Consider the following 25,393-nt stretch of genomic DNA (forward strand, 5'->3'; position numbering starts at 1 on the left):
ACAATCACAATGAGATTAATCATTCAACCGGATTATCAATCCGTATCTAAGTGGGCTGCTCATTACGTAGCCGCTAAAATTAAGGCCGCTAATCCGACGCCTGAAAAACCGTTTGTACTGGGTTGCCCTACCGGTTCGTCACCGCTCGGCATGTACAAGGAGTTAATAGACCTGAATAAGAAAGGAATTATTTCCTTCCAGAACGTGGTTACTTTTAATATGGATGAGTATGTGGGTCTGCCCAAAGAACATCCGGAAAGCTACTACTCTTTCATGTGGAATAACTTCTTCAGCCATATCGACATCAAACCGGAGAATACCAATATCCTGAACGGGAATGCTGCTGACCTGGATGCTGAATGTGCCCGTTACGAAGAAAAAATCAAGTCTTACGGTGGTATCGACCTGTTTATGGGTGGTATTGGTCCTGACGGACACATTGCCTTCAATGAACCGGGTTCTTCTCTGTCTTCCCGCACACGTCAGAAGACTTTGACGACTGATACAATCATCGCCAATTCCCGTTTCTTCGACAATGATGTAAACAAAGTGCCCAAAACGGCATTGACTGTTGGTGTAGGTACAGTGCTTTCCGCCAAAGAAGTGATGATTATTGTGAACGGACATAATAAAGCTCGCGCGCTCTATCATGCAGTAGAAGGTTCTATCAATCAGATGTGGACCATCAGTGCTTTGCAGATGCATGAGAAGGGTATCATAGTAGCTGATGATGCAGCCACTTTTGAACTGAAAGTAGGCACATACCGCTATTTTAAAGATATAGAAGCTGACCACTTGGATCCGGCCTCTTTGCTGAAGTAAACATACAACTGATATAAAGGTAATTTGCGCAGTTCGTTTCCGCTAATAGGTGCGAAGCGGATTGCGCGATTTTCTTTTATTTTGTCCACCCTCTCTTGTTTGATATTATCTTTATCGTTCTTACCTTTATGACCTTGAATGAATAAAATCGTTTGTTTATGAATGATATAGATTGCTCTTACGACGATTTGCTATGCCGCTCTCTTTCATTGTTCCGTCAGTTTCGGTTGTATGACGATCGTATAGAAGAGGATAATGCTTTTGTTTTTTTAAGGGAGGCGGAAAAAGTAGTCAGTGATACCAGAAATGGAGTTTGTGTGGCTAAATTGGGATGTGTAATAGAATGTCTTGCCCACAGATTTTATATAAACGATGATACGGATGTAATACTGGAAGAGGTAGATGCCTTTCTGATTAAATTTTGGAAAGGTTTGAAGCAGCCTTCTCCGGAAACATTTATTGCTTCCTTATGGATTGGAGAATACTTTCTGTTGCGTTTAAAGAACCCCAAATCCCGTCTGCATGGTCGTAGTAAAAAAATGGTTTCCAAAATTCTGTCATTTATGGCTGATATGCTTCGGAAACCGGAAAAACAAAAAGTACTCAGTCTCTCTTCTGTTGCTGTTCTTGAGGAAACTGTAGATTGGGTTAAAGAAGTTTGCGATGTACATATCTGTGAAAAACAAGTCGTAATCCTGCTAGAAAGGCTTTATTATCTTCAGGAAAAAGGAATGTTGGGAGAAGAAGCAGATGGAAAGAACGCTTTGCGGCGGCAAATATGGGATTTTTATTATTGAATGTTATCCTTTACAATTAACTTTATCTATACTATGAAGAAGCTGATAATATTACTTTTCTGTTTGTTGTATACAATTTCGATGCTTCGGGCTGCGGATACCATTTTTGTACGGGAGACTCAGGTTCCTGTTCTGATAGAAAGAATGGATAATGTACTGTACTATTTGCGTCTGGATGCAAAAGAGAATAAAGTATTGAATGAAGTCACACTTGATTTTGGGAAAGAGGTTGATCTCTCTGAAATTCAGTCGATAAAACTGTACTATGGTGGTACGGAAGCGTTGCAAGATAAAAATAAGGAGCGTTTTGCTCCCGTAGAATATATTTCAAGCCATACTCCCGGAAAGACTTTGGCGGCAAATCCATCCTATTCCATTAAAAAGGCAGAAATAACCGGATTAAAAGGTCGTGTTGTTTTGAAGGCAGATCAAAAACTGTTTCCAGGAATTAACTTCTTCTGGATTAGTTTACAGATGAAACCGGAAGCTCTGTTGGATACTAAAATAACATCGTCTGTTACTTCTGTTACGTTGGATGGAATGAAGGCACCTTTGAATATTGTTTCGCAACAAGGTATTGAGCACCGTATGGGGGTGGGTGTACGCCATGCCGGTGATGATAATTCGGCTGCATATCGCATCCCGGGGTTAGTGACTACCAATAACGGGACTTTATTGGCTGTATATGATGTGCGTTATAACAGCAGTGTCGATTTACAGGAACGTGTTGATATAGGATTGAGTCGCAGTACAGACGGTGGAAAGACATGGGAAGAAATGCGTTTGCCTTTGGCTTTTGGTGAAACGGGTGGGCTGCCTTCTGCTCAGAATGGGGTAGGTGATCCTTCTATATTGGTGGATACAAAGACCAACCATGTATGGATAGTTGCCGCATGGACACATGGCATGGGGAATCAACGTGCTTGGTGGAGTTCGCATCCGGGGATGGATATAAATCATACTGCGCAGCTTGTTCTGTCGAAGAGCACAGATGATGGTAAAACCTGGTCAGCGCCTATAAATATAACAGAGCAAGTGAAAGATCCTTCCTGGTATTTTCTGTTGCAAGGCCCCGGACGGGGAATAACGATGGAAGATGGTACTTTAGTTTTTCCCACGCAGTTCATAGACTCCACACGTGTGCCGAATGCAGGTGTTATGTATAGTAAGGATAGAGGTAAAACCTGGAAAATGCATAATTATGCCCGTACGAATACAACGGAGGCGCAGGTTGTCGAGGTAGAACCGGGGGTGCTGATGTTGAATATGCGTGATAACCGGGGCGGTAGCCGTGCCGTAGCAATTACGAAAGATTTAGGTAAGTCATGGACTGAACATGAATCTTCACGTAAAGCATTACAAGAACCGGTTTGTATGGCGAGTCTGATAAGTGTAAAAGCAAAAGATAATGTATTGAATCGGGACTTACTCCTGTTCTCCAATCCCAATACGACGAAGGGGCGGCATGATATTACTATTAAAATGAGTCTGGACGGAGGTATAACCTGGCTTCCGGAACATCAACTTTTGTTGGATGAGGGCAGTAACTGGGGATATACTTGTCTCAGCATGATTGATAAAGAGACTATTGGTATTCTTTATGAGAGTAGTGTAGCTCATATTACGTTCCAGGCAATAAAGTTGAAAGATATTATCCGCTACTGATCTGTAAAAAAGCTAAAAACATTATCTTTGGGACAGCATATTGAACCTAAAACTTAAAAAAAGCATGAGAAAACAACTATACCTGATATCTGTACTGGCATGGATGTTGGGATTGTTCTTTGCTTGTTCCCCGTCTGCCGATAAAGTGGATGTTCTCCTTGTACACGCTGAAGAATGTATGGAGATACATCCGGATAGTGCTTTACGCCTTTTGAAACAAATACCTCATCCCGATAGATTGCATGGATCCCAACAGGCTGACTATGCCTTGCTGTTGACGCAGGCACAGGATAAGAATTATATGGATAGCTTGCAGTCTGATTCGCTGATCAGGATTGCGGTAGATTATTATCAGGATGGAGATGACAAGGTGAAGGCAGGAAAAGCCTTTTTTTATTATGGAAGAGTGCTTTCGAACCGGGATAAATATACAGAAGCTATGGCGGCTTATTTAAGTGCTCAGGCGTTATTGGCAGAATCTTCGGAGTATAAGCTGCAAGGATTACTGGCGGAAGATATCGGAATGCTGAATTATGGTCAGAGAATGTATGATGCTTCTATTCTGAATTTCAAAAAGACAGTTGATTGCTATAAACTGGCAGAGGATACTCTGGGGATTGTATATGCTTACCGTAATTTGGCGCGGGGATATATGATGACAGAAAGTAATGACTCTGCCCGTTGGTATGCCAATGAAGGGTTGAAACTATTGCCGGATATCAAACACAGAGTACGATCTTCTCTTTTTCAGATACTTGGAATGATTGCTGAAAAAAGCAAGGATTATGAGACAGCCATTGACTTTTTAAAAAAAGCGCTTCTAAACGATCCTAATACCCTTAGCCAGTATAATTATTATATATCTTTAGTTAAGGTATACCTGATAATGGGGCGTTTGGATGAAGCTGAACAAGATTTCAAAAACGCAATAAAAGGTGGTAAGAGTTACACGCAGGCAGGAGCATATAACTACTTATTTGAACTGGAAAAAGTAAGAGGGAACTATGAGAGGGCTATCTTTTATAAAGAGCTGTCTGACTCCTTATTGAATATAGTGCATAATGAAAACTTGCAGCAACAGTTACTGACTTTACAAAAGAAATATGAAAATGAGAAGTTAAGGATGGAGAATGAACAGATTAAGTTGGAAAAAAGAAGCCAATTCTACTTAATCCTGTTGGTTGCCGTTCTGATGGTGATTTCTGTCGTGGCTATCCGGACTAAATATAGGAGGAGCTTCCAGCGAAATATGGATATAATAAGAAAAAATCAGGAAGAAATAAAGAAATATGCATTTCGTATAGATGAGTATAATCGCAAGAGTGAGCAGGAGCAATTGGCAAAAAAGAAAAAGATTGCTGATCTGAACGCAAAGATATTATTGTTGGCTGCTGAAAATAAGGAATTACGTGAGAATACGTGTATAAAAGCTTCTTGTATATTGGAACAGCTGAACAAAGGCGACCTGATTGTTCAACGAATGACTTTGGAAGAAAAACAAAGCCTTTTTGATTTCATGGATTTGATTTCTGCAAATTTCATTTCCCGCTTGAATGCGAATTATACAATGACAAAAACAGACTTGATTTTGTCGTCATTACTGAAGGTCGGATTTACTACCAAGCAACTGATGTTTATTTTCGACTGTGAGCGGAATTCTGTTTATCGAATGAAGCTAAGATTGAAAGAACATCTCTGTATAGATAAGGAAAAATCCTTGGAAGAGTTCATTTTGTTCTTTTAATTACAGCTCATTTTTGTCCACATTTTATGGGCCTGTGTTAGTGTATAACCTTGATTAATAAAGTTATATCTCGGTTTTTTTTGTCCACACTCATTGTTAGGTTATGTCGTTTGAGAGTTCTACCTTTGACGAACAATAGAATGATAAACTAATAAAATCCATTTGTGATTGAAGATTAAAGAAGATATAATATTATAGGATCATGAATTTATAAGACTATTATCACAGACACTGTTACTATATTACCATTATAAATGATTACTGGTTAGGGGTACTGGAGTATTAGCTCTCCAGACTCTAAGGCGGAAGTAACTCAGATGATGAGGAGCTTTCCGCCTTTGTTCTTTAATTTTAGTATATTTGTCATATTCTTAATATATCAAGATATGGAGACACTAAAAATGCTAATATGTATGTTATTCTTAGGGGTATGTACCGGAATGCTTGCCCAGGAAAAGGGTAGTGTTTATGACGGGAAAACAAATCAACCGTTGGTGGGAGTTAATATTTATCTCCAAAGAGATTCTGTAGGTATTGGCATTACTGATAAAGATGGACATTTTGAAACACTTCGTCTGAACAGGCTGGGTGCGGATAATATTATTATTTTTTCTTATGTAGGATATCAACAGTATACATGTACCTTTGAAGAACTGAAGCAAAATGACTACCGTGTATCTATGCATGAACTATCTCAAAAATTGAATGAAGTGACAGTCATGGGGGAGAGAGGCCCTTATTTTTTAGATTATATTCCAGTGGCTCCATTACCTAAACCGCTTTATTCTTTCGGATCTTTTCTGTCGGAAGGAAAGATTTATGTGATAGCGGGAGATGAGACACGGGTAAAAAGTGCATCTGCAGTCATGAAAGGAACTAAAGCGGGGGTAGAGGCCTGGGAATATCATTCTTCAAATATGTATGTATATGATATAGCCCATGACTCGTGGACAATGGGTGAGCGAAAATTTGCACCTCGCGCTTATCATATGACTCATTTATATCAAGATAAAATATTTGTGATAGGTGGTAAAAGGTATTCTACTAACCGTAAACTTGAATATACGGATGCTACTATGGAGGTTTATGATTTGGCTAAAGATACCTTATATATTGACCCGGTTAATCCTCATCAGGCAATAAATTTCACTTCATTCATTTATGATGATTGTCTGTACGTAATCGGTGGTTCGGTAAAGAAGTTGGTTTTTTCAGATAAGATTCATGCTCTTGATTTGAAAACCGGAGTCTGGTATGATATGGGGACTATTCCCGAAGGGAGCCGCCGGGAAATGAATGGTATTTTAGTGGGACATACTGTTTACTTTTTTGGTGGACGCCGTAGAAGTCCTATGTGGAAAATAGAAAGCTATGACTTATTGACCGGAGAATGGAAACAGTTGTGTGACTTGAAGGAAGGAGTTGCCTATCCGGGATTGGCGACTGACGGACACTTGATTTATATTTATGAGAATAGATCCTTGCAGGTTTATAATGTATCTAATAACTCCTTACAAGTCTATAACCTTAATATGGCTGTGGACGATTCTGCTTCCAATTCTGAATCGGAAGGTCCTACTTTTAATATTGGACTGGAAGACTCTTCCCTGTTCTACTTTGAAGATAAACTATATGTTGTGGGAGGATGTGCTCGTGACGGTATCTGGGTGTCTCCTAATAGCGGAGTATACTCTATTGATGTGAAGCAAATCAATAAAGATTAATATCTGAGATGATTGATTATTTCTTTCCATCCAAATATTCCCTCTTGAACATATCTACAAACAGGAAGAATAGTGACAGTAATAGTGGTCCGAAGATCACTCCCATGAATCCGAATAGTGACAGGCCGATAACGACTCCGAATATAGTGATCAGAGGATGTATATCGGCCATTTTCTTTTGCAGGATAAAGCGGATCAGATTATCGAGCTGAGAGATGATCAGTGTTCCGAATATAGCCAGTCCGATACCATTGAAAAGGTCGCCGGATAATGCCATATAAACGGCAATCGGGAACCATACCAATGCTGTACCTACCATGGGGATGACCGTCGCAAGGCAGGTAAGGAATCCTGTAAGCAGAATGTCCGGTACATCAAAGAACCAGTAACCGATCATGGCTACTCCACCTTGTATGATTGCCAGCAAAGGAATACCGACGGCATTGGAGTGTACAATCATCTTGATGTCGTGCACTACATGCTCTGTATTGGCTTCGCTGAAAGGAAGTATTTCGCTGATGTATTTCTCCATCCGCTGTCCGCCTATCAGCATAAAGTAAAGTACGAATACCAAAACGAAAAGGTTGACTGCAAAGCTACTGATGCTGCCCATGACGAATTGCCCTATGGCAGGAAGTGCGGAGATAATAAAGGAAGTGGTATCCTTGCCCAGTACATCGTAACCGGTTTTTTCCTTGATGATATTTGCTGCACTTTCAATCGGGGCAATAATACTTTGCGGGTCGAGGTTGATATCCTGCAATTTACTGACCAATAGCCAGACTGCCAGCGCTAAAGGAACCAGAAAGAAGAGGATAGCTTCGGTAGTAATAAGAGTTGCAGCCACACTTCGTTTCATTTTCCGTTTGTCGGTCAGATGTATCATCTGCCTTCTGACCAGGATATAGATGGTCAGTGCACCCAATAAACCGCCCAGAAAGGGAGTAATCTGTAGGAACAGGATTATACCCAGCCCGATGATTATAGTGATTAGTGAATATTTCCAGTATTGTTCTTTTGTACTCATATTCTTTTTTGCTGTTTTCTTAAGAAACAAACAAAGTGAGCATTTGGTTGGTTATCCTTCATTCAACCAGCCCTTTCCCTGGCGAATAACTTCAATTTCTCCGCTTGTGCAGTCTACAATGGTAGAAAATTCTGTACCGCCGATACCACCGTCAATGACCAGATCGACAAGATCACCGAATTTTTCATCGATCAATTCCGGATCGGTGCAGTATTCTATATCTTCGTGCGCTTCGTGCGGGAGAGTGGTAGTCATGATGGGAGCGTCCAGAATACGGGCTATTTCCTGGATGATAGCATTGTCGGGCATACGGATACCTACTTCTTTTCGATTACGGAAAATCTTTGGCAGGCGGGTAGTGCCGTTCAGGATGAAAGTGAAAGCACCGGGCAGGTTGCGTTTCATCAGTTTGAACGTATTGTTATCTACCTTTGCATATTCGCTGATGCTACTTAAATCATAGCAAATAATGGAAAGGTTATTCTTGCGCGGATCTATCTCTTTGATACGGCAGATACGTTCGATGGCACGTTCTTTCAGCCCATGGCAACCAATGGCATACATGGTATCGGTGGGATAGATGATGAGGCCACCGTCATTCAAAATATCCACTACCTGTTGCAGGTCTTGTGGATTATTGTTCTTTTCGTAAAGTTTCAGAAGCATAGGGCTGATAATTAGTCTATATATAATAACACAAAAGTAGGGAATAAGTTTCTTATTCTCAAATAAGTGTGGCTTATTTCTTGGATGATTTTTTTCGAAGTTCTTCTGCCAGTCGCCATTGCAATGCTGCCTCTACTTCTTTTCCTGCCTGCATCAAGGCGTCCCCGAAGAGCTCATGCGCTCCGGCATGTTCTGGTTTCAGGGTGGTAGCTTTGTCCAGATCGGCTATGGCGCCTTCGGTTTCTTGCTGTTTCAGACGTAATTTTCCCCGATTGTAAACAGCTTTAAATTCAGCCGGACGTAGTTTGACGGCACGTGTCAGGCATTCTTCCGCTTCAAGATATCTGCCGTCATTGAAGAGGGTGATGCCTTTACGTATCCATGCATCCGTATATTCCGGATAAAGTTCCAGCGCTTTGTCGTAGTTGGCGATGGCGGCACGAGAGTCATGGGCAAGAGTAATGGACTCATTGCCCATCAGATAATACTCACGTGCGTAGGCTTGCAACCGTTTCTGTAGCTCTGCCATTTGGGATTTTAGTTGATCGTTGTTGTCTCGTAGCTTGTTGATAACCCCTAACTTGCGACGGATGAGGCGTTGAATAACAGGCTTTTCTATGTCGTATCGGGAGTGTATAGCTTTAAAGAAATGGTTGAGGAAGACTTCGAAATCTCCTTTATCGAATGCTTTGGTTGCAGCAGCATATTCTACGTCGGCTTGCGCCTGTTTCAGGGCGCGGTCTATGGCTTGCCGGTTATTGAAGCGTTCGGCAAAATTCACTATTTCCGGGCGTACGAAGATATCAGCCCGATTCACAGGTTTCTTTAGTTGAATACCTTCCAGTGAGGTGCAGCGGCTGAGGGCGACGTATGCTTGTCCACCGGCAAATACACCACCGGTGAAATCGATGACTACACGACTAAAGGTCAGCCCCTGACTTTTATGGACGGTGATAGCCCATGCCAATCGTACGGGAAACTGGGAGAAGGTGCCCAACACTTCTTCTTCAATTTCTTTTTTCTTTTCGTTGTATTTATAGCGAATGTTTTTCCAGTGCTCCGGCTTGACGTCACATTCTTTCCCATCATCAGTGATGACATAGAGCGTTTCTTCTATCTCATCGAACCCACTGACTACACCGATAGTGCCGTTTACCCAGCGGCGGTCGAAATCATTCTTGATAAATATGACCTGTGCACCCGGTTTCAGCACAAGCTCACGCGAAGTGGGCAGACTGCTTTCGGGAAAGTCGCCGGTGACTTCTCCCCGGAAGGTAACAGCGTCTCCGGGCAGTTCTGCCAGTTTCCGGTCATTGATATAATCTACGTTATCGCGGCGCGTAGCGAGGGTGATATACATATCTTCCTCATTCTCTTCGATGTCGGTTCCGTAGCGGGTGTTGAGTAGTTGCAGGTCAGCAGCACCGGCAGTATTGCTGCGAATATGGTCCAGAACGCTGACAAAGACTTTGTCTGTTTGGCGATAGACCTTTTCAAGTTCAATGGAAACAAGGTCTATCTGGTTGAAAACCCTTGCAGAGAAAAAGTAAGGAGTAGGATAGAAGCGGTTCAGGATTTCCCGCTCATCGCCTTTCACTACAGGTTCGAGCTGGAAAACATCGCCTACTAACAAGAGTTGTTTCCCACCGAAAGGTTCGCGCAGGTTGCGTGAGTAGACACGCAGGATACGGTCTACGGCGTCAATGATATCTGCCCGTACCATGGAAATCTCATCGATAATAATGAGTTCCAGTTCTTCCAATAGTTTTCGTTGGGGTTTGGTGTATCTGAAGAATTCGTGAATGCGTCCGCGTTGCAAACTCAGATTCGGATCATCGGGAAGCAAAGGATGAAACGGTAGTTTGAAGAAACTATGCAGGGTGCTGCCACCGGCATTGATGGCGGCGATACCGGTAGGTGCCAATACCACATGTTTCTTTTTTATATTCTCGCAAATATATCTCAGAAAGGTAGATTTACCCGTACCCGCCTTTCCGGTCAGAAACACGGACTGGCGGGTATATTGTATGAGACTCAGAGCATCCTGGAACTCTTTGTTGCTGGTATCTACGGTTTGGGACAAGATTTAGTAATTAATAATTGGTAATTAGTAATTAAAAGGAGGATTATATAATGGAGAAATGTTTAAGTGCATTGGCTACTCCATCTTCATCAACCGAAGTTGTAATGTAATTGGCATGTTCCTTCACTTCGTCCACAGCATTTCCCATTGCTACTCCGATGGCGGCATGGCGCAGCATACTTACATCGTTTCCTCCGTCGCCAAATGCCATTGTTTCTTCCAGGCGAATACCGAAGTGATTGATGATTTCGTCGATACCCTTTTGTTTGGTATTTCCTTTGGCGGTGATATCGGCAAAGGCAGGAAACCAACGCCCGGATTCGCAGTCCGGCAATTGGGGAAGAATCTCTTTTTCTTGCTCCAGTGTAATGAACGGTGTCATCTGGAAGATTTCCCGGCGAATCGCTTCTTCAGGTGTCTTTACGGGAAGCACATCTACTTTCAGATAATCGTTGAATATCTTTTTCACCATATCGTCCGGCTGGCAGACGCAGATATCATGTTCGCCTACAAAGATACAGGGGAAATTCTGTTCGGAGGAGATGCGTGCCAATGTCTGTACGTCAGCAGCAGGAATCGCGCTCTTGTAAATCACTTCTTCACCTACGAAACAATATCCGCCGTTCATGGTTATATAACCGTCTATTAATCCACGGTCCTGCAAGGCAGAAAGGTTGTTGATGATAACTGCGGGGCGTCCCGTAGCGATAAAAATCCGAATGCCTTTGGCTTTGGCAGCGGCGATGGCTTCGATGGTGGTTGGGGGAATAGCATGGGTATTAAAACTCACTAAAGTGCCGTCGATGTCAAAAAACAGGGCTTTAATCATATAATTTCTATTTTACTTGGTTGCAAAAGTACTCAAAAGTGAGGATATTTTGTACTTTTGTCTCCTAAAGAAATCGTAAATAGTCATTATACATTAATAAAATAATAAAAGCTGTTTTAGAACGCAGTTAAATCGCAAATGAAGAAGCATTCCTTAAAAGATTGGCTGATAGCTGTACGCCCCTGGTCGTTTCCGGCATCAGCAATGCCGGTGATTGTCACGCTGGCATATTTGTATTGGGCATACGGGGTAATAGAATGGGCGAACGGACTGTTAGCGTTGGCCGGTATTGTTATTTTCCACGCTTCGGGAAATGCGTGGAGTGATTATTTTGACTTTGAACGGGGAGTGGACAGGGTGGATACATTTGGTGTGAAGACCCTGACAAGCGGACAATTCATGCCATTGGAGATACGCAACCTGGCCATAGGCCTGATGGTGCCGGCGGTGATGGTCGGTCTTTGGCTGGTAGTCCGTACGGGGCTTCCTTTGTTGTGGATAGGTGTTTGTGGAGCTTTGTGTTCGTTGCTCTATCCGTGGCTGAAATACCGGGCTTTCGGAGATTTCGTTATTTTTGTAGCTTATGCCATACTTCCTACTTTGGGTATATCCTATATTACTATGGGGAAATTCCTGCCTGATGTATGGTTGATAATCGTTCCGGTGGGATTGATTACAGTAGCCATCCTGCACGCTAATAATACGCGTGATATAGGTACGGATGTAAGGGCCCGGATTAGTACTCTCGCCATGAGGCTTGGGGTGAAGACGGATGTTTTCCTATATATGTTCGAGGTGCTTTTCCCGTTTCTGTGGATCGCGGCTTGTGTAGCGTTGGGGTATTTTCCGTGGTGGTCTTTACTGACGATAGTAGGAATTCTGCCTGCAATAGCCAATGCACGGACTATGTTGCGGTTGCCGAAAGAAGGAATTGGTGTTATATCCAATCTGGATGAAAAGACAGCGAAACTGCAACTCTTGTTCAGTTTATTGTTTACTGTTACATTCCTGATATAGTATGAAACGAATTATTATTCCTTTATTGATAGCTGCTTTCTTGTGGTTCTTTATGTTTTCTCCCTGGACAAGCGGAATATTCAACTTCTGGACGGCCATGAGTTTTTCGGCTATTGTGTTGATGAATATGGCTTTTGCGCTTCGTCCACAGTGGTGGATAGAAGATGTGAAGTTCGATTGGAAGAATATTGCCGGAGGGGTGGGATTGGCTGTTGTTTTGTGGGGAGTATTCTGGCTGGGAGATAAGGCTTCCGCCTGGCTTTTCGACTTTGCCCGTCCGCAGGTGGAACTGATTTACGGAATGAAAACCGGTGAAAATCCTTGGTTGCTCTCCATATTACTACTCATATTGATAGGTCCTGCCGAAGAAATCTTCTGGCGGGGATATGTGCAGAATGCACTTTCGAAGCGCTGGAGCCCGAATGTCGGTTTTATTGTGACAACATTAGTTTATGCATTGGTACATATCTGGTCGTTCAACTTTATGCTGGTGATGGCGGCGTTGGTGGTTGGTGCTATCTGGGGATTGGCTTACAGATTGTATCCTCAGAAATTGGGAGCATTGATTGTGTCGCATGCAGTGTGGGATGTGGCGGTATTTGTTGTGTTTCCGATTTAATGACTCACCACAGATTACACGGATTTACACAGATGAAAAAATATATTTTTGATTTTCCTGCTTTATATCTGTGTAAATCCGTGTAATCTGTGGTAAAACAAAATAAAGCTATTATGAAATACAATTTTGATGAAATCATTGAACGTCGTGGCACTAACTCTGTGAAGTGGGACGGCGTAAAGAATATCTGGGGGCGTGATGATTTGCTTCCTATGTGGGTGGCCGATATGGATTTCCGTACTCCGCCTTTCGTGATGGATGCTTTAAGAAAACGCTTGGAGCATGAGGTGTTGGGATATACTTTTGCTTGTGAAGAGTGGTATAATTCTATTTGTACATGGCTGCACGACCGTCATCAGTGGGATATATCCCGAGAGATGCTGACATTTGTTCCGGGAATCGTTCGCGGGCAGGCTTTTGCCCTGCAATGTTTCACTAATCCGGGGGATAAGGTAATGGTGATGACTCCTGTTTACCATCCTTTCTTCTTGGTGACTGAACGTATGGGGCGTGAAGTGGTATATTCACCCTTGGAATTACAGGATGGACAATATCATATCAATTTTGAGCGTTTCCGTAAAGATTTGCAAGGTTGTAAAGTTCTGATTCTCTGTAATCCTCATAATCCGGGCGGACGTGTATGGACAGCAGAAGAGTTGAAAGAAATAGCGGCTATCTGTTACAATAATGGCACATTTGTGATTTCTGATGAGATTCATGCCGATCTGACTTTGCCTCCTTATAAGCACTATCCGTTTGCTACGGTTTCCGAAGCAGCAGCATCGAACTCACTTGTCTTCATGGCTCCCAGTAAAGCATTTAATATGCCCGGATTGGGAAGTTCGTATGCGATTACTGTTGATAAGGATATTCGTGAACGTTTTCAGACCTTTATGGAGGCGGGTGAGTTTTCTGAAGGACATTTGCTTGCCTATATCGGTGCGGCAGCTGCTTACATGCATGGTGCAGAATGGTTGGAGCAAATGCTTGATTATATAAAAGAGAATATAGATTTTACAGAAGAATATCTGAAAGAACATATTCCGGGCATTGGTATGATACGTCCGCAAGCTTCTTATCTCGTTTTTCTGGATTGTCGAGCTTTGGGGCTGACACAGAAAGAATTAACCCGACTTTTTGCAGAGAAAGCACATCTGGCTCTGAATGACGGAACTATGTTTGGTCAACCGGGAGAGGGCTTTATGCGGTTGAATATCGGTTGTCCCCGTTCAGTGCTGAAGCAGGCTTTGCAGCAATTACGTGAGGCTGTTGTGCAGTAATATCAAAAAGAAGAATCTATTTTTGTTGGCCGTACAGGTCTATACTATATGAAGAAACTCTTATATCTTTTTATTGTAAGTGGTATTCTGCTGTGTGCTTGCAGGCATACCGATAGTACTGCTTTGCTCCGCCAGGCGGATGCGGTGGTTTATGGCAATGCGGATAGTGCAATGAAGCTCCTGTCGTTAATCAAGAATCCGGAGCGGTTGCCGTTCGAGGAAAAAATGTTGTATGGCTGGCTGCGTACATTTGCGCATAATGTACGGGGAGCCTCCATGGCGGAAGATTCTTTGATTTTACCGGCATTTCATTATTTTGTCGCCGGTCCGGACACGGTAAAGATGCTGAATTCATTCGTGCTGAAATCCAAATATTTGTATTGGCAGAAAAAGCATAAAGAGGCTATGGCTGTATTGGATAGCGGTATTGCGGCGGCTACGGCATGTAGAGATACTTATCTGATGGTCAATATGCTTTCTGAGAAAGCAAACAGGTATGTGTACGTTGAGAAGGATTATAAAAAGGCTATAGAAGCACATCTCAGAGCGATTGCCATTCGTGAAGATGAAGGCTTGTGCTATTCTTTGGGTATTGCCATGGGATTACAGGGAAATGATTCGGCTTCTTACTATATGGACCGAAGCATTGAACTGGTGGAGAAAAAGAAAGATACGACGCGCTTGGTGCATTATCTGCGAAACTACGCGCAGCTATTGTCTTATATAAGCAGTGATTATAAAAAGGCGGCGGAAGTGTCGAAACGGCTGCGGAGTTTAGCACCCGATGGGGGGCAGGTTGCCATGACCGACTTGGTGCTGACAGAATGTTTTCTGAAAATGGGAGAGTTGGATTCCGCCCAATACTATCTTGATCAGGGCAGAGCATTACTTGCCCGCCGGGAGAAGCTTCTGAGTACAGAAAATATGATGACTTATTATCAGGGATTGATAGATTATACACGTCATCGTACATTTGATTTCTTGAAGGTGATGCGTTATAATGATTCTGTTCACAATGCCCTTTATGCCTTACAAAGTACCATTCAGCGGAAGGATGAAAGTAAGGAATCACTTTCGAATGCTAATTTGCAGCTGACGGTAGAGCGACAGGAAGCGCAACTGACGCTGTTAGCTTGTCTGCTGTTACTGGTTGTTACGGGTGGTGGCGCCTTTTTCTATATCCGGGCTCGTCGTCATCGTCTGATTGAAGCGGAAGAGCGAATCGAAACACTGAACCGTTTGCTGGCAGATGCTACGAAGGGAGACAGTGAACCAGGGACTACCGGAAATGTTAATCAGGAAGTGGAAGACGGACAGTTTTTCCGAAAAATACTTTTGCAACAGTTGGGCATTATTCGTTTGGTCGCTACGCAGCCTACATCACAAAATCAAGATTTACTTCGCCGCATATCCGGCATTACGAACCGGGAGTTGCCCGTAGAAAGTCTTTTGGTATGGGAGGATTTGTATCCCGTGATCGATCGTATATACGATGGCTTTTATACTCAAATGAACAGACGTTTTGGGTCTGTACTAATAGATAAAGAACAGCAGCTCTGTTGTCTGCTTTGCGCAGAGTTCTCTACAAAAGAGATCAGTGTGGTGACGCAGCAAAGCATTCCGACTATTTATCAGCGGAAGACGAATATCCGGAAGAAATTGGGAATGGGGGAGAAAGAGGACATCGTCAGTTTTATTCTGGAGAAATAATACCTGCTTTTCACATATTCGTATGTGTATTCGTGTTTTTTCGGTTATGAGGGAAAGTTGACGAGTTAACCAGTTGACAAGGGGACAAGGTTCCATGCGGCATAGAAGCATTGCGCAGCCCCTTGTCCCCTGGTCAACTCGTCCCCTTGTCAACTGGTTTCCTTCCTTTCTTTTCAGAAATGCATGCGCCTATTCATACATATAAATAGTATATAGACTCTCAAAAGATAAATATAGAGAATGGAAAATATAATGTATTGATAATTAGTGTTATATGTACTTCTAATATAGAACTTTTATATCCCGATATAGAGTGTTTGAGACATGTTTCACCCCTAACTTTGCATCAGGTAAAAACGAAAAGTGAAACATTTAAATCAATCAAACGATGAAAGCAAATTCAATGAAGACTATCGGGAAAAGACTAACATTCTTAATCCTTATCATGTGTGTGGCAGTTTCTATTTCTGCTCAAAGTTATCAACTCTCCGGTTGCGTACAGGACGAAAACAATCAGCCGGTGGAAGTAGCAAACATTCTGTTGAAACAGGCTAAAGACAGTACTTATCTTACGGGTATGCTGACGGATGCACAAGGGTGTTTTACCTTTACTCAACCTAAAGGGGAATATCTGTTACATATTACTCTGATAGGTTGTGAAGATATCTATTTGCCCGTCTCCTTACAGGGAAATAAGAATGTAGGTATGCTCACCCTGAAATCCTCTTCTACCTTTTTGAATGAAGTAACCGTTACGGCAGCTCGTCCGGTAATCAAGCGTCTGGTAGACAGAGTTGTTTTTGATACACATAATGCCATCGCTACTGCCGGAGGAAATGCACTTGACCTTTTGCGTGAAGTGCCCGGTCTGCGCGTTGGTCAGAACAGTATTGATATTATAGGTAAAGGAGGCGTGAAGATATATATCAATGATCGTGAAACGAAACTTTCCGGTGACGAGTTGATTGACTATCTCCGTTCTTATGACGCTTCTCAGATACAGAAAGTGGAAGTAATTACTACTCCGCCATCCAAATATGATGCGGCTGGTAATGCAGGTATTATCAATATACGTCTGAAGTCACGTCCTAAAGATTATCTGGGAGGTACGGTATCTGCTTCTTATAATGCAGGTGAAAAGGAGAATTACGGTTATGGTGGTGTAAACCTGAACATCAGCAAAGGTCGCGTATCTTCTTTCATCAATGCAGGTACTACGCAAGGCAACTATGAGAACCGTGAGGCGAATCGTCGCTATTTTGCTCAGAATACTTGGGATGGGCGTACGGATTATAAGAAATATATGCAGAGTTATTATGGTCAGGCAGGTGTGGACTTTGCGCTGGAACGCAACTGGACGTTAGGTTTGCAAGCTGTTTACAACCACAATAACCCAAAAGATTCCAAAGCAGTTTCTATTACGGAAGTTTATGACGTGGCTACTGCCCGTCTGGACTCTCTTTTATTCTCTGACAGTGAGGAAGGAACTAAAGCCGACCGCGTTAACTTGAATTTCCATACTGACAAATCCTGGGGTGATAAGGGTAAAAAGATGACCTGGGATGTGGATTACCTGTATGATAAAAGAGATAGTCACATGGGGTTCCTGTCTGACACTCAGACTCCTGACGGTGTAACTATACCCGGAACCAATTTTGATTACAGTTATTTGCAAAACCGCAAAGTAGATGTATTCTCTTCTGCACTTGACTTTACACTTCCCTTCGAGAAGTATAAGGTGACCGCAGGTGCCAAGGTTTCTTTCACAAATACCCGTAACCGTATCAATTATGATACTTCGGACCCGACACTGGTGCAGGACGATTATTTCCACTATAAAGAACAAATCTATGCTCTTTACGCTGACTATAACCGCGCGTTTGGCAAGCAGTTCTCTATGCAGCTGGGCTTGCGTATGGAACACACCCGTACTACCGGTATTTCTGAGTCGGAGAATACGACGGACAAGCACGATTATACCCGTCTGTTCCCTACACTCTATTTCCTATATTCACCCAATGAGCAGAATGCATTGAACCTTAGTTTGTCCAATCGCATTTCCCGCCCTTCACAGAATATGGTGAACCCTTTCCCGTTCTATCAGAACAAGTATACCTATGCTCGTGGAAAGGAAGACCTGAAGCCGAGTTATACGTATAATGCCGAATTGGGATATACATTCAAGAATAATCTCAATATCTCTGCATTTTATTCTTATTCGGACGATGTATTCTTTCAGGTTGTAGCTTTAGATCCGGAAACGAATATCAGTTCTTTCTTGTGGGATAACTTTATGGAGACACACTCTTTCGGGTTGAATAACTCCTATACATTCCGTACAAAATGGATGCAGGCTTATGTTCAGCATGGTGTAAACTATAGCCGCACAACTTCCAGTGCCGCTTCCACATCAGCCGAAGAGAAAGGATGGGCTTATAATGCCAGTTTGCGCAATACATTCTTCCTTAATCCGAAGAAGACATTTATCGGAACGCTTTCAGGTTGGTTTACTTCACGTCAGTATAGTGGAGTATATCTGATAAAACCTACTTATGGTGTCAGTGCGGGTTTGCTCTATCGTATGCTGGATAATAAGCTCAGTCTTAGCCTGAACGTCAATAATATTCTAATCAGCCATTCGAAGCTTGAAACTGTTTCCAATGGAGTCCGGATGACGACGGACAATCAGTTTGCCTTTACCGGTTTCCGCATCGGTGTTTCCTACACGTTTGGTGGGGATATCCGCAGCAAGGGACAACGTAATAGTAACTCAGATATTCAGAACAGATTATAAAAATTGCTTTCATCGTTTTTACCTAGCTGAAAGCACTCCCGTGGTGGGAGACGAACGGCTTGTCAGAGTGAAACAGTGGTTTCACCGGACAGGCCGTTCACTTTGTTTCCATAAAGTATATGAATCATTCCTCCTTTTCTACCAGTTTTTACCCCTTACTTTCTTCATGATTGCTCACTTTTGCATACCAACAAACAAATCTATAAGAGGAAGTATATGAAAAACAAAATGAAAAACCGAGTAATAGAGATGAAGGACTTATGCCTTTTATGGCTCTTCTTGTTCTTATTAGGTGGAATACCGGCAGGAGCGACTACTATTTCTGATGATGAATTAGCATCCGGTACGGAAGAATTAATCGCTTTTCCCGGCGCTGAAGGTTTTGGCCGGAATACTACCGGTGGTCGCGGTGGTAAAGTTTATCACGTCACTACATTGGAAGATGGAATGCAAGCAGGAACGTTACGTTATGCGCTTGCGCAAACAGGTGCACGTACGGTGGTTTTTGATGTAGCCGGGACTATCTTCCTGAACAGACCTTTAAGAATCACTAACGGAGATTTGACTATTGCCGGACAAACGGCGCCGGGGCAAGGTCTTTGTATTGCCAGACGTCCGGTAACTATTAACGCCAACAATGTTATTGTTCGTTATGTACGGTTTCGTGTCGGCAATGAAGGCGGTGGAGAACCCGACGGACTTGGAAGTACCGATTGCAAGAATGTTATTGTAGACCATTGTTCTATCAGTTGGTCGGTAGACGAGTGTTGTTCGGTGTACGGTGGTGAAAACCTGACTGTCCAGTGGTGTCTTGTTTCCGAAAGCCTTCGGACGGCCGGTCATGCCAAAGGAAAACACGGATATGGAGCCATCTGGGGAGGAGCGAAAGCTTCTTTTCATCATAATCTGCTAGCACATCATGAAAGTCGTGTCCCACGTCTTGGTCCCCGTCCTTTCACTCAGGAACGCGAACATGTGGATATGCGTAATAATGTTTTTTATAATTGGGCGGGAAATGGCTGTTACGGTGGAGAGGGAATGCATGTAAACATCGTGAACAATTATTACAAACCGGGTCCGGCTACTCCCAAAAACAGTCCTGTACGCTATCGTATTGCCGCTCTTGGAGTGCGTACTACGAAATATTGTACCAAAGCAGATGGTAAGCCCAATGTTTGGAAACCTATGGAACATGTATGGGGGAAATTCTATGTGGACGGTAATGTAATCGAAGGTAATAAGGAAGTAACCAAGGATAACTGGACAAAGGGTATTTACGAACAAATCAAGAATTCATCCTGCGATAATACTTTCACTAAACAAGTGAAGAAAGAGATGCGCCTGGCCAAACCTTTGGATGCAGGTATTGTCACTACACATACTGCTGAACAGGCGTATGATCTTGTATTGGCTCACGCCGGTTGTTCCAAACAACGTGATATTATAGATATACGTATTATAGAGGAAACTCAAAACGGTACGGCTACTTATATTGGCAGCGTGACAAAAGGCGCTGAAAATGCTCCCGGATTGATCGACTTACCGGCAGATGTGAAACCGGAGGGATCCACCGGTGCTTGGCCGGAATTATCGAATGGCGGTGTTACAGATGATGAGCTAAGAGATACTGATGGCGATGGTATTCCGGATACATGGGAAACGGCTCATGGGCTGAACCCGAAGGATGCTTCTGATGGTGTTACTACTACATTGAGTAAGGAAGGTTATACCAATTTGGAAGTCTATATGAACGGTCTGGTAAAGTAGAAGTTGAACCAATTATTAATATATTAAGTATGAAGAAGATAATTTTTACAGTACTATTTATGGGCATTCTATCGGGAGGATATGCTCAAGATAGTTCATCGCCGTATCAGGCCGTAGTAGCTTTGGATGGTAGCGGCGACTACACGAGTATTCAGGATGCTGTTAATGCTGCACCGGACAATCGGCAGGAGCCTTGGCTGATTTTTCTGAAAAACGGGTCTTATCGGGAGCAAGTAATTATTCCCGCTACTAAAACTTATATTCATCTTATCGGACAGGATAAAAATAAGACGATTATCCATCACTGTCTGAATGTCGGTGGAAAACCGGAAGAGGGAACTGAACCTGCTAAAACAGCTTACTGGAAACATTCTGTTCATAACCCTTCTTCTGAAGTTCATAAATTGGAAGGTAGTGTTGTTTATATAAAGGGAGATCATTTTTATACGGAGAATATCTCTTATCTTAATGACTGGGGGGTAGATAGCCAAAATGGTCCTCAAGCTTTGGCTATGAGTAGCCAGGCTGATTGTGCTGCATACAATAATTGCATTTTTCGATCTTTTCAGGATACCTGGATGACTTCCAGAACTGACTCTCACCGTCTTTATGCGAAGGATTGCTGGATTGAGGGAGCGGTAGATTACTTTTATGGCAGTGGAGATGCTTTGCTTGAAAATTGTACGTTATATAATTTGCGCAGTGGTTCGGTAATAGTTGCTCCTTCCCATAAAAATGTGAGGTTCGGATATGTATTTCGCAACTGTATAGTGGATGGTAATGCCGCTGCTGCCGATGGTAAACAAAAGTTAGGACGTCCGTGGCATAACTCTCCTCGTGCTGTCTATATACATACCACTATGCGCATTCCTCTTGCTCCCGAGGGGTGGACAAACATGGGGGCTATTCCGGGGTTATTTGCAGAGTATGACAGCCGCGATGCCGAGGGTAATGTACTCGACCTTAGCCAACGTAAGACTGAATATGACGGACGTGGCCCGGATAATCCGCCGAAAGGTTCCTGTCGTGCAACAATCACCAAGGAAGAAGCGGATGGCTATGTATACGAACGTATAATTCCGGGAGATGACGGATGGAATCCCCGTGCGATGATGGAAAAATTGCCATCTCCCGCAAAGTTGAAAAAAAAGGGGGATAAAGTTAGCTGGAAAGCAGTACCAGCTGCTGCCGGATATGTTATTTTCAATAATGATCGTGTCATAGGCTTTGCCAAAGAGCCGATCTATACTTTGCCATCTGAAGTAAAAGGAAATTTAAAAGTATGTGCTGTCAATCGTTATGGTTCATTAGGAACAGAGAGTGTTCTTTAGTTAATGAATTGTAATGGCGCTATAACATATTGACATTTTTTGCATATGGAATCCCGGGCTTGTGAAAGTCTGGGATTTTTTTGTTAAAACTACTCAGTTATAGCCTTAAACTGAATTATTACTCCCTTTCTGGATGATTTTACTCTTTAAATACTCTTCTAATTCTGAATTTTGCAAAAGAATTAATAACACAGGTTAAGTTAAGAAATGAAAAGCTTTACGAAAAACACTGTACTTATTGTTTAACTAAATAATACTATCATGAAACAAGAAATCGAAAAGATGAAGAGCAGGTTGCTTCTGCTGGCATTCATTTTAATGGTGCCTATTGGAGTGTTTGCTCAAAACATTACGGTAAAAGGTAATGTGACTGATTCGGAAGGAGAACCGATTATTGGTGCCACTGTTATGGAAAAAGGCAAAAGCCAGAATGGTGTCATCACTGACTTAGATGGTAATTTTACTCTGAATGTGTCAGGTAAAGGAAAAAAGATCGTTATTACCTATATAGGTATGAAAACGGAAGAAGTGGATGCAGTAACCGGAAAGACTTTGAAGGTTGTCTTAAAGGATGATTCGCAAACACTGGACGAAGTAGTAGTAGTTGCCGTAGGTTATGGTAACGCACGCAAGAAAGATTTAACTGGAGCTATTTCTTCCGTAGGTGAGAAAACATTGAAAAACATCCCAACTACTTCAGCTTCAAGCGCCATTACGGGACGTCTGGCGGGTGTAAGCGTTGTTACAACTGAAGGTTCACCGGATGCAGCCGTTAATATTCGCGTACGTGGTGGTGGTTCTATCACGCAGAGCAATGAGCCGCTGTTCATTGTAGATGGATTCCAGGTGAGTAATATTAATGATATTCCTCCGACGGATATTGAAAGCATTGATGTGTTGAAGGATGCTTCTTCTACTGCCATTTATGGTGCTAAGGGAGCTAATGGTGTAATTTTGGTTACTACAAAAGGTGGTCGTGCCGGTAAGACAGAAGTGACATTCAATGCATCATTGGGTTTGAACCGTTTCTATAATGAAACTGAGGTTCTTTCTCCCTATGAATATGTTTACTATCAGCGTGAATTGGATCCGGCTAAGAATGCAGGCTTTTTTGATCGCTATGGACAGTGGGAAGATGTCGATATTTATAAAGGTAAAGAAGGACTCAACTGGCAACGTAAATTGTTTGATCGTACCGGATTGAAGCAGAGCTACAACGTAAACATTAATGGTGGTAGTGAGTCTTTGATTTATAGTATAAGTTACACACGTGATGATGAAACTTATATTATGCAAACATCCAAATATCGTCGTGATAATCTGAACTTGAAGTTAAGCAAGAATTTTAATAAAAAGTTGAGATTGGATCTTAATGCTAAAATGAGTAATAATGTTATTGACGGCCCCAGTGTATCCAGTGGTTCCAAACTACGTGACTGCGTGAAGTATCCTCCTATTGGTACGCTTACTGACCTAACGGAAGACGACCTGGCTGGTGATAATGAATTGATCCCTGAAAACATCAGTAACTTGAACGACCCCTTCTACAATATTACCAACGAGTATAAGAAGCAGTCCAAGTTCAATAATACCTATAATGTTGCTTTAATATGGGACGTTATTAAAGGATTACAGTGGCGTGCAGAAGGTACTTATGGCTTTACTTTTGATCGTACTGATAATATTTATCTGAAGAATACAGGTGAAGCGAATGGTAAGGCCGGACAACCTGTTGCCTATCGCCAATATTGGAATGGTTCAAAATGGACATTTCGTACTTTGCTGACTTATAAATTCAAGTTGAAAAAGCATCATTTTGACGTTATGGGCGGTATAGAAGCTAATAACTCTGAAAAGGATGATATGAAAGTCAATTCAGACTATTATCCGGGTGATTATTTGGCTAATGACATTCTGGCTATGTGGAACAATGGTACTGCAGAACCCACTTATACAACGATTAATGAACCCGACCGCAGCATGTCCTATTTCGGTCGTGCCAATTACATTCTGAATGATCGTTACTATCTGACTTTTACGTTGCGTGCAGACGGTACTAATGTATTTGCACCTGGAAATAAGTGGGGTATTTTCCCCGCTGCATCTGCTGCATGGCGTATTTCGGATGAAAGTTTCATGGAATGGTCTAAAGACTGGTTGTCCACTTTGAAGATGCGTGCCAGTTATGGTAAGTCCGGTAATGCCCGTGTCGGTTCCTATTGGCGCCAGACTTATAGTCCGGTAACTTCTACTAAGAATCTCTATTATCAGAATGAGATTGGACAGAGTAGCTTGCAACCTGCCAAACGTCTGCGTAATGAAAATCTGACCTGGGAGTCTAAGTTCTCAACGAACGTAGGTTTTGACTTAGGTTTCTTCAGTAATCGTATAAATCTGACATTTGATTATTATAATGATGTTACTAAGGACTTGATTATGGAAGTGCAGCTGCCCTCTAATGCAGGTTATAGTAGCCAATACCAAAATCTTGGTCAGACCACTAATCGCGGTGTAGAGTTGTCGTTGAATGCAAATCTCGTTCAGACGAAAGATTTCTATCTTGACTTTAATTTTAATATTGCTTTCAATAAGAATAAGGTAGATGCATTGTATGGTGCCAATGGTGACGAAATGATTCTTTCTGGTGGTGGCACAGAGACCGGTAGCGATAACTATCGTGTTTTTGTAGGCCAGGAAGTTGGTTTGATGTACGGTTATGTGTCTGATGGTATGTATTCTTTTGATGATTTCACTTTCAATCCTACCACTAAAAAGTGGGATATTGTGACGACTAAAGATGAAAATGGTGTACCAATCGTTACAGATTGTTCGGGTGTACTTTCTCGTGCTGGAGGTTATTTCGGACCTGGTCACATGAAATTGAAGGACTTGAATGGTGATGGAGTTATTGATGCTGATAATGACCGTAAAGTGATCGGTCATGCGTTGCCGAAACACACTGGTGGTTTTAGTTTTAATGCCGGTTGGAAAGGTTTCGATGTTACAGCGATGTTCAACTGGTCTTATGGTAATGATATTCTGAATATCAATAAAGTGGACTACACTTCTTATACAGGTTCTAAACGTTATCAGAATCTGAGTAATGATATGAGATTGGCAAATCGTTTTACAACGATAGATCCTGTAACAGGACTTAATATCTATTATGGTGAATATGCCAACCCTGAACGTTTGCAGGAAATTAATTCCAATGCTTCCATCTGGCATCCGTTAATGAACAATACGATTACCACAGACTGGTTGGTAGAAGACGGTTCGTTTTTACGCTTAGGCGTTCTGACGCTGGGATATACTCTTCCGAAATATTGGACTCAAAAGTTCGGTGTGAAGAGCCTGCGTGTCTATGCTACTGGAAATAATTTATTCTGTCTGACAGGATATAGTGGTCAGGATCCGGAAGTAAATACAAGTTCCAGCAATATGACTCCTGGTTATGACCGTTCGGCTTATCCGAAGTCCAGATCCTATATTTTTGGATTAAATGTTACATTCTAAAC

Annotated in this window: 17 protein-coding genes; 13 read left to right on the forward strand and 4 right to left on the reverse strand. The window is 42.3% G+C overall.

Translation table 11 applies throughout. The features are described from left to right. The first annotated feature begins 9 nt into the window (after positions 1–9). From nagB to K429_RS0117525, 5 genes are all read left to right on the forward strand, one after another. Positions 10–822 (forward strand): glucosamine-6-phosphate deaminase, encoded by an 813-nt coding sequence (nagB, locus tag K429_RS0117505; RefSeq protein WP_007212512.1) that lies wholly within the window; start codon positions 10–12, stop codon positions 820–822. A 158-nt stretch (positions 823–980) separates the two neighbouring features. Further along, entirely contained in the window at positions 981–1,619 is a 639-nt protein-coding gene (locus tag K429_RS0117510; protein WP_007215314.1) for a hypothetical protein, read from the forward strand. A 33-nt stretch (positions 1,620–1,652) separates the two neighbouring features. After that, a complete protein-coding gene (locus K429_RS0117515; RefSeq protein ID WP_026367746.1) occupies positions 1,653–3,284 on the forward strand; it encodes a sialidase family protein in 1,632 nt (543 codons plus the stop codon). A 64-nt stretch (positions 3,285–3,348) separates the two neighbouring features. Next, positions 3,349–5,028: a lipopolysaccharide assembly protein LapB gene (locus K429_RS0117520; protein ID WP_026367747.1), complete on the forward strand. Its 1,680-nt coding sequence runs from the start codon at positions 3,349–3,351 to the stop codon at positions 5,026–5,028. 386 nt (positions 5,029–5,414) lie between these two features. Then, positions 5,415–6,752, forward strand: coding sequence for a carboxypeptidase-like regulatory domain-containing protein (locus K429_RS0117525; RefSeq protein ID WP_044096900.1), 1,338 nt, complete (start codon positions 5,415–5,417; stop codon positions 6,750–6,752). A gap of 16 nt (positions 6,753–6,768) precedes the next feature. Here K429_RS0117525 and K429_RS0117530 read toward each other — a convergent pair whose 3' ends face one another. The 4 genes from K429_RS0117530 to K429_RS0117545 form a co-directional block, all read right to left on the reverse strand. After that, complete coding sequence (locus K429_RS0117530; RefSeq protein WP_026367749.1) at positions 6,769–7,779, reverse strand: AI-2E family transporter; 1,011 nt, start codon at positions 7,777–7,779, stop codon at positions 6,769–6,771. A gap of 51 nt (positions 7,780–7,830) precedes the next feature. Then, the gene (locus K429_RS0117535; RefSeq protein WP_007212515.1) at positions 7,831–8,445 is read right to left on the reverse strand and encodes an L-threonylcarbamoyladenylate synthase; all 615 of its coding nucleotides are present in this window, start codon (positions 8,443–8,445) and stop codon (positions 7,831–7,833) included. Positions 8,446–8,518: 73 nt separating this feature from the next. Next, the gene (locus tag K429_RS0117540) at positions 8,519–10,528 is read right to left on the reverse strand and encodes a tetratricopeptide repeat protein (RefSeq protein ID WP_026367750.1); all 2,010 of its coding nucleotides are present in this window, start codon (positions 10,526–10,528) and stop codon (positions 8,519–8,521) included. A 43-nt stretch (positions 10,529–10,571) separates the two neighbouring features. Next, complete coding sequence (locus K429_RS0117545; RefSeq protein WP_007212517.1) at positions 10,572–11,357, reverse strand: Cof-type HAD-IIB family hydrolase; 786 nt, start codon at positions 11,355–11,357, stop codon at positions 10,572–10,574. 138 nt (positions 11,358–11,495) lie between these two features. Between K429_RS0117545 and K429_RS0117550 the strand changes: the two genes are divergently transcribed. The 8 genes from K429_RS0117550 (at position 11,496) to K429_RS0117585 (ending at position 25,391) form a co-directional block, all read left to right on the forward strand. Then, on the forward strand, positions 11,496–12,374 hold the full coding sequence (locus tag K429_RS0117550; protein WP_026367751.1) for a prenyltransferase: 879 nt from the start codon (positions 11,496–11,498) through the stop codon (positions 12,372–12,374). Between the two features lies 1 nt (position 12,375). Continuing rightward, a complete protein-coding gene (locus tag K429_RS0117555; protein WP_026367752.1) occupies positions 12,376–12,993 on the forward strand; it encodes a CPBP family intramembrane glutamic endopeptidase in 618 nt (205 codons plus the stop codon). Positions 12,994–13,106: 113 nt separating this feature from the next. Then, positions 13,107–14,273, forward strand: a complete 1,167-nt coding sequence (locus tag K429_RS0117560; protein ID WP_007215317.1) for a MalY/PatB family protein — start codon at positions 13,107–13,109, stop codon at positions 14,271–14,273. A gap of 48 nt (positions 14,274–14,321) precedes the next feature. Continuing rightward, positions 14,322–15,983: a hypothetical protein gene (locus K429_RS0117565; protein ID WP_007215318.1), complete on the forward strand. Its 1,662-nt coding sequence runs from the start codon at positions 14,322–14,324 to the stop codon at positions 15,981–15,983. Between the two features lie 388 nt (positions 15,984–16,371). Next, positions 16,372–18,777: a TonB-dependent receptor domain-containing protein gene (locus K429_RS0117570; protein WP_026367753.1), complete on the forward strand. Its 2,406-nt coding sequence runs from the start codon at positions 16,372–16,374 to the stop codon at positions 18,775–18,777. Positions 18,778–18,993: 216 nt separating this feature from the next. Further along, positions 18,994–20,544, forward strand: coding sequence for a hypothetical protein (locus K429_RS0117575; protein WP_026367754.1), 1,551 nt, complete (start codon positions 18,994–18,996; stop codon positions 20,542–20,544). A 29-nt stretch (positions 20,545–20,573) separates the two neighbouring features. Continuing rightward, positions 20,574–21,875 (forward strand): pectinesterase family protein, encoded by a 1,302-nt coding sequence (locus K429_RS0117580; RefSeq protein WP_007212525.1) that lies wholly within the window; start codon positions 20,574–20,576, stop codon positions 21,873–21,875. Between the two features lie 261 nt (positions 21,876–22,136). Then, a complete protein-coding gene (locus K429_RS0117585) occupies positions 22,137–25,391 on the forward strand; it encodes a TonB-dependent receptor (protein WP_026367755.1) in 3,255 nt (1,084 codons plus the stop codon). The last annotated feature ends 2 nt before the right edge of the window (positions 25,392–25,393 follow it).

This window comes from Bacteroides sp. 14(A), assembly GCF_000526555.1.
GTDB classification, from domain to species: domain Bacteria; phylum Bacteroidota; class Bacteroidia; order Bacteroidales; family Bacteroidaceae; genus Bacteroides; species Bacteroides cellulosilyticus.

Coding starts and splice junctions, on each gene's coding strand:
- K429_RS0117585 (WP_026367755.1), top strand. CDS start 22,137: ATGAAACAAGAAATCGAAAAGATGAAGAGCAGGTTGCTTCTGCTGGCA.
- K429_RS0117510 (WP_007215314.1), top strand. CDS start 981: ATGAATGATATAGATTGCTCTTACGACGATTTGCTATGCCGCTCTCTT.
- K429_RS0117555 (WP_026367752.1), top strand. CDS start 12,376: ATGAAACGAATTATTATTCCTTTATTGATAGCTGCTTTCTTGTGGTTC.
- K429_RS0117580 (WP_007212525.1), top strand. CDS start 20,574: ATGAAGAAGATAATTTTTACAGTACTATTTATGGGCATTCTATCGGGA.
- K429_RS0117570 (WP_026367753.1), top strand. CDS start 16,372: ATGAAAGCAAATTCAATGAAGACTATCGGGAAAAGACTAACATTCTTA.
- K429_RS0117525 (WP_044096900.1), top strand. CDS start 5,415: ATGGAGACACTAAAAATGCTAATATGTATGTTATTCTTAGGGGTATGT.
- K429_RS0117550 (WP_026367751.1), top strand. CDS start 11,496: ATGAAGAAGCATTCCTTAAAAGATTGGCTGATAGCTGTACGCCCCTGG.
- K429_RS0117530 (WP_026367749.1), bottom strand. CDS start 7,779: ATGAGTACAAAAGAACAATACTGGAAATATTCACTAATCACTATAATC.
- K429_RS0117575 (WP_026367754.1), top strand. CDS start 18,994: ATGAAAAACAAAATGAAAAACCGAGTAATAGAGATGAAGGACTTATGC.
- K429_RS0117565 (WP_007215318.1), top strand. CDS start 14,322: ATGAAGAAACTCTTATATCTTTTTATTGTAAGTGGTATTCTGCTGTGT.
- K429_RS0117520 (WP_026367747.1), top strand. CDS start 3,349: ATGAGAAAACAACTATACCTGATATCTGTACTGGCATGGATGTTGGGA.
- K429_RS0117535 (WP_007212515.1), bottom strand. CDS start 8,445: ATGCTTCTGAAACTTTACGAAAAGAACAATAATCCACAAGACCTGCAA.
- K429_RS0117560 (WP_007215317.1), top strand. CDS start 13,107: ATGAAATACAATTTTGATGAAATCATTGAACGTCGTGGCACTAACTCT.
- nagB (WP_007212512.1), top strand. CDS start 10: ATGAGATTAATCATTCAACCGGATTATCAATCCGTATCTAAGTGGGCT.
- K429_RS0117545 (WP_007212517.1), bottom strand. CDS start 11,357: ATGATTAAAGCCCTGTTTTTTGACATCGACGGCACTTTAGTGAGTTTT.
- K429_RS0117515 (WP_026367746.1), top strand. CDS start 1,653: ATGAAGAAGCTGATAATATTACTTTTCTGTTTGTTGTATACAATTTCG.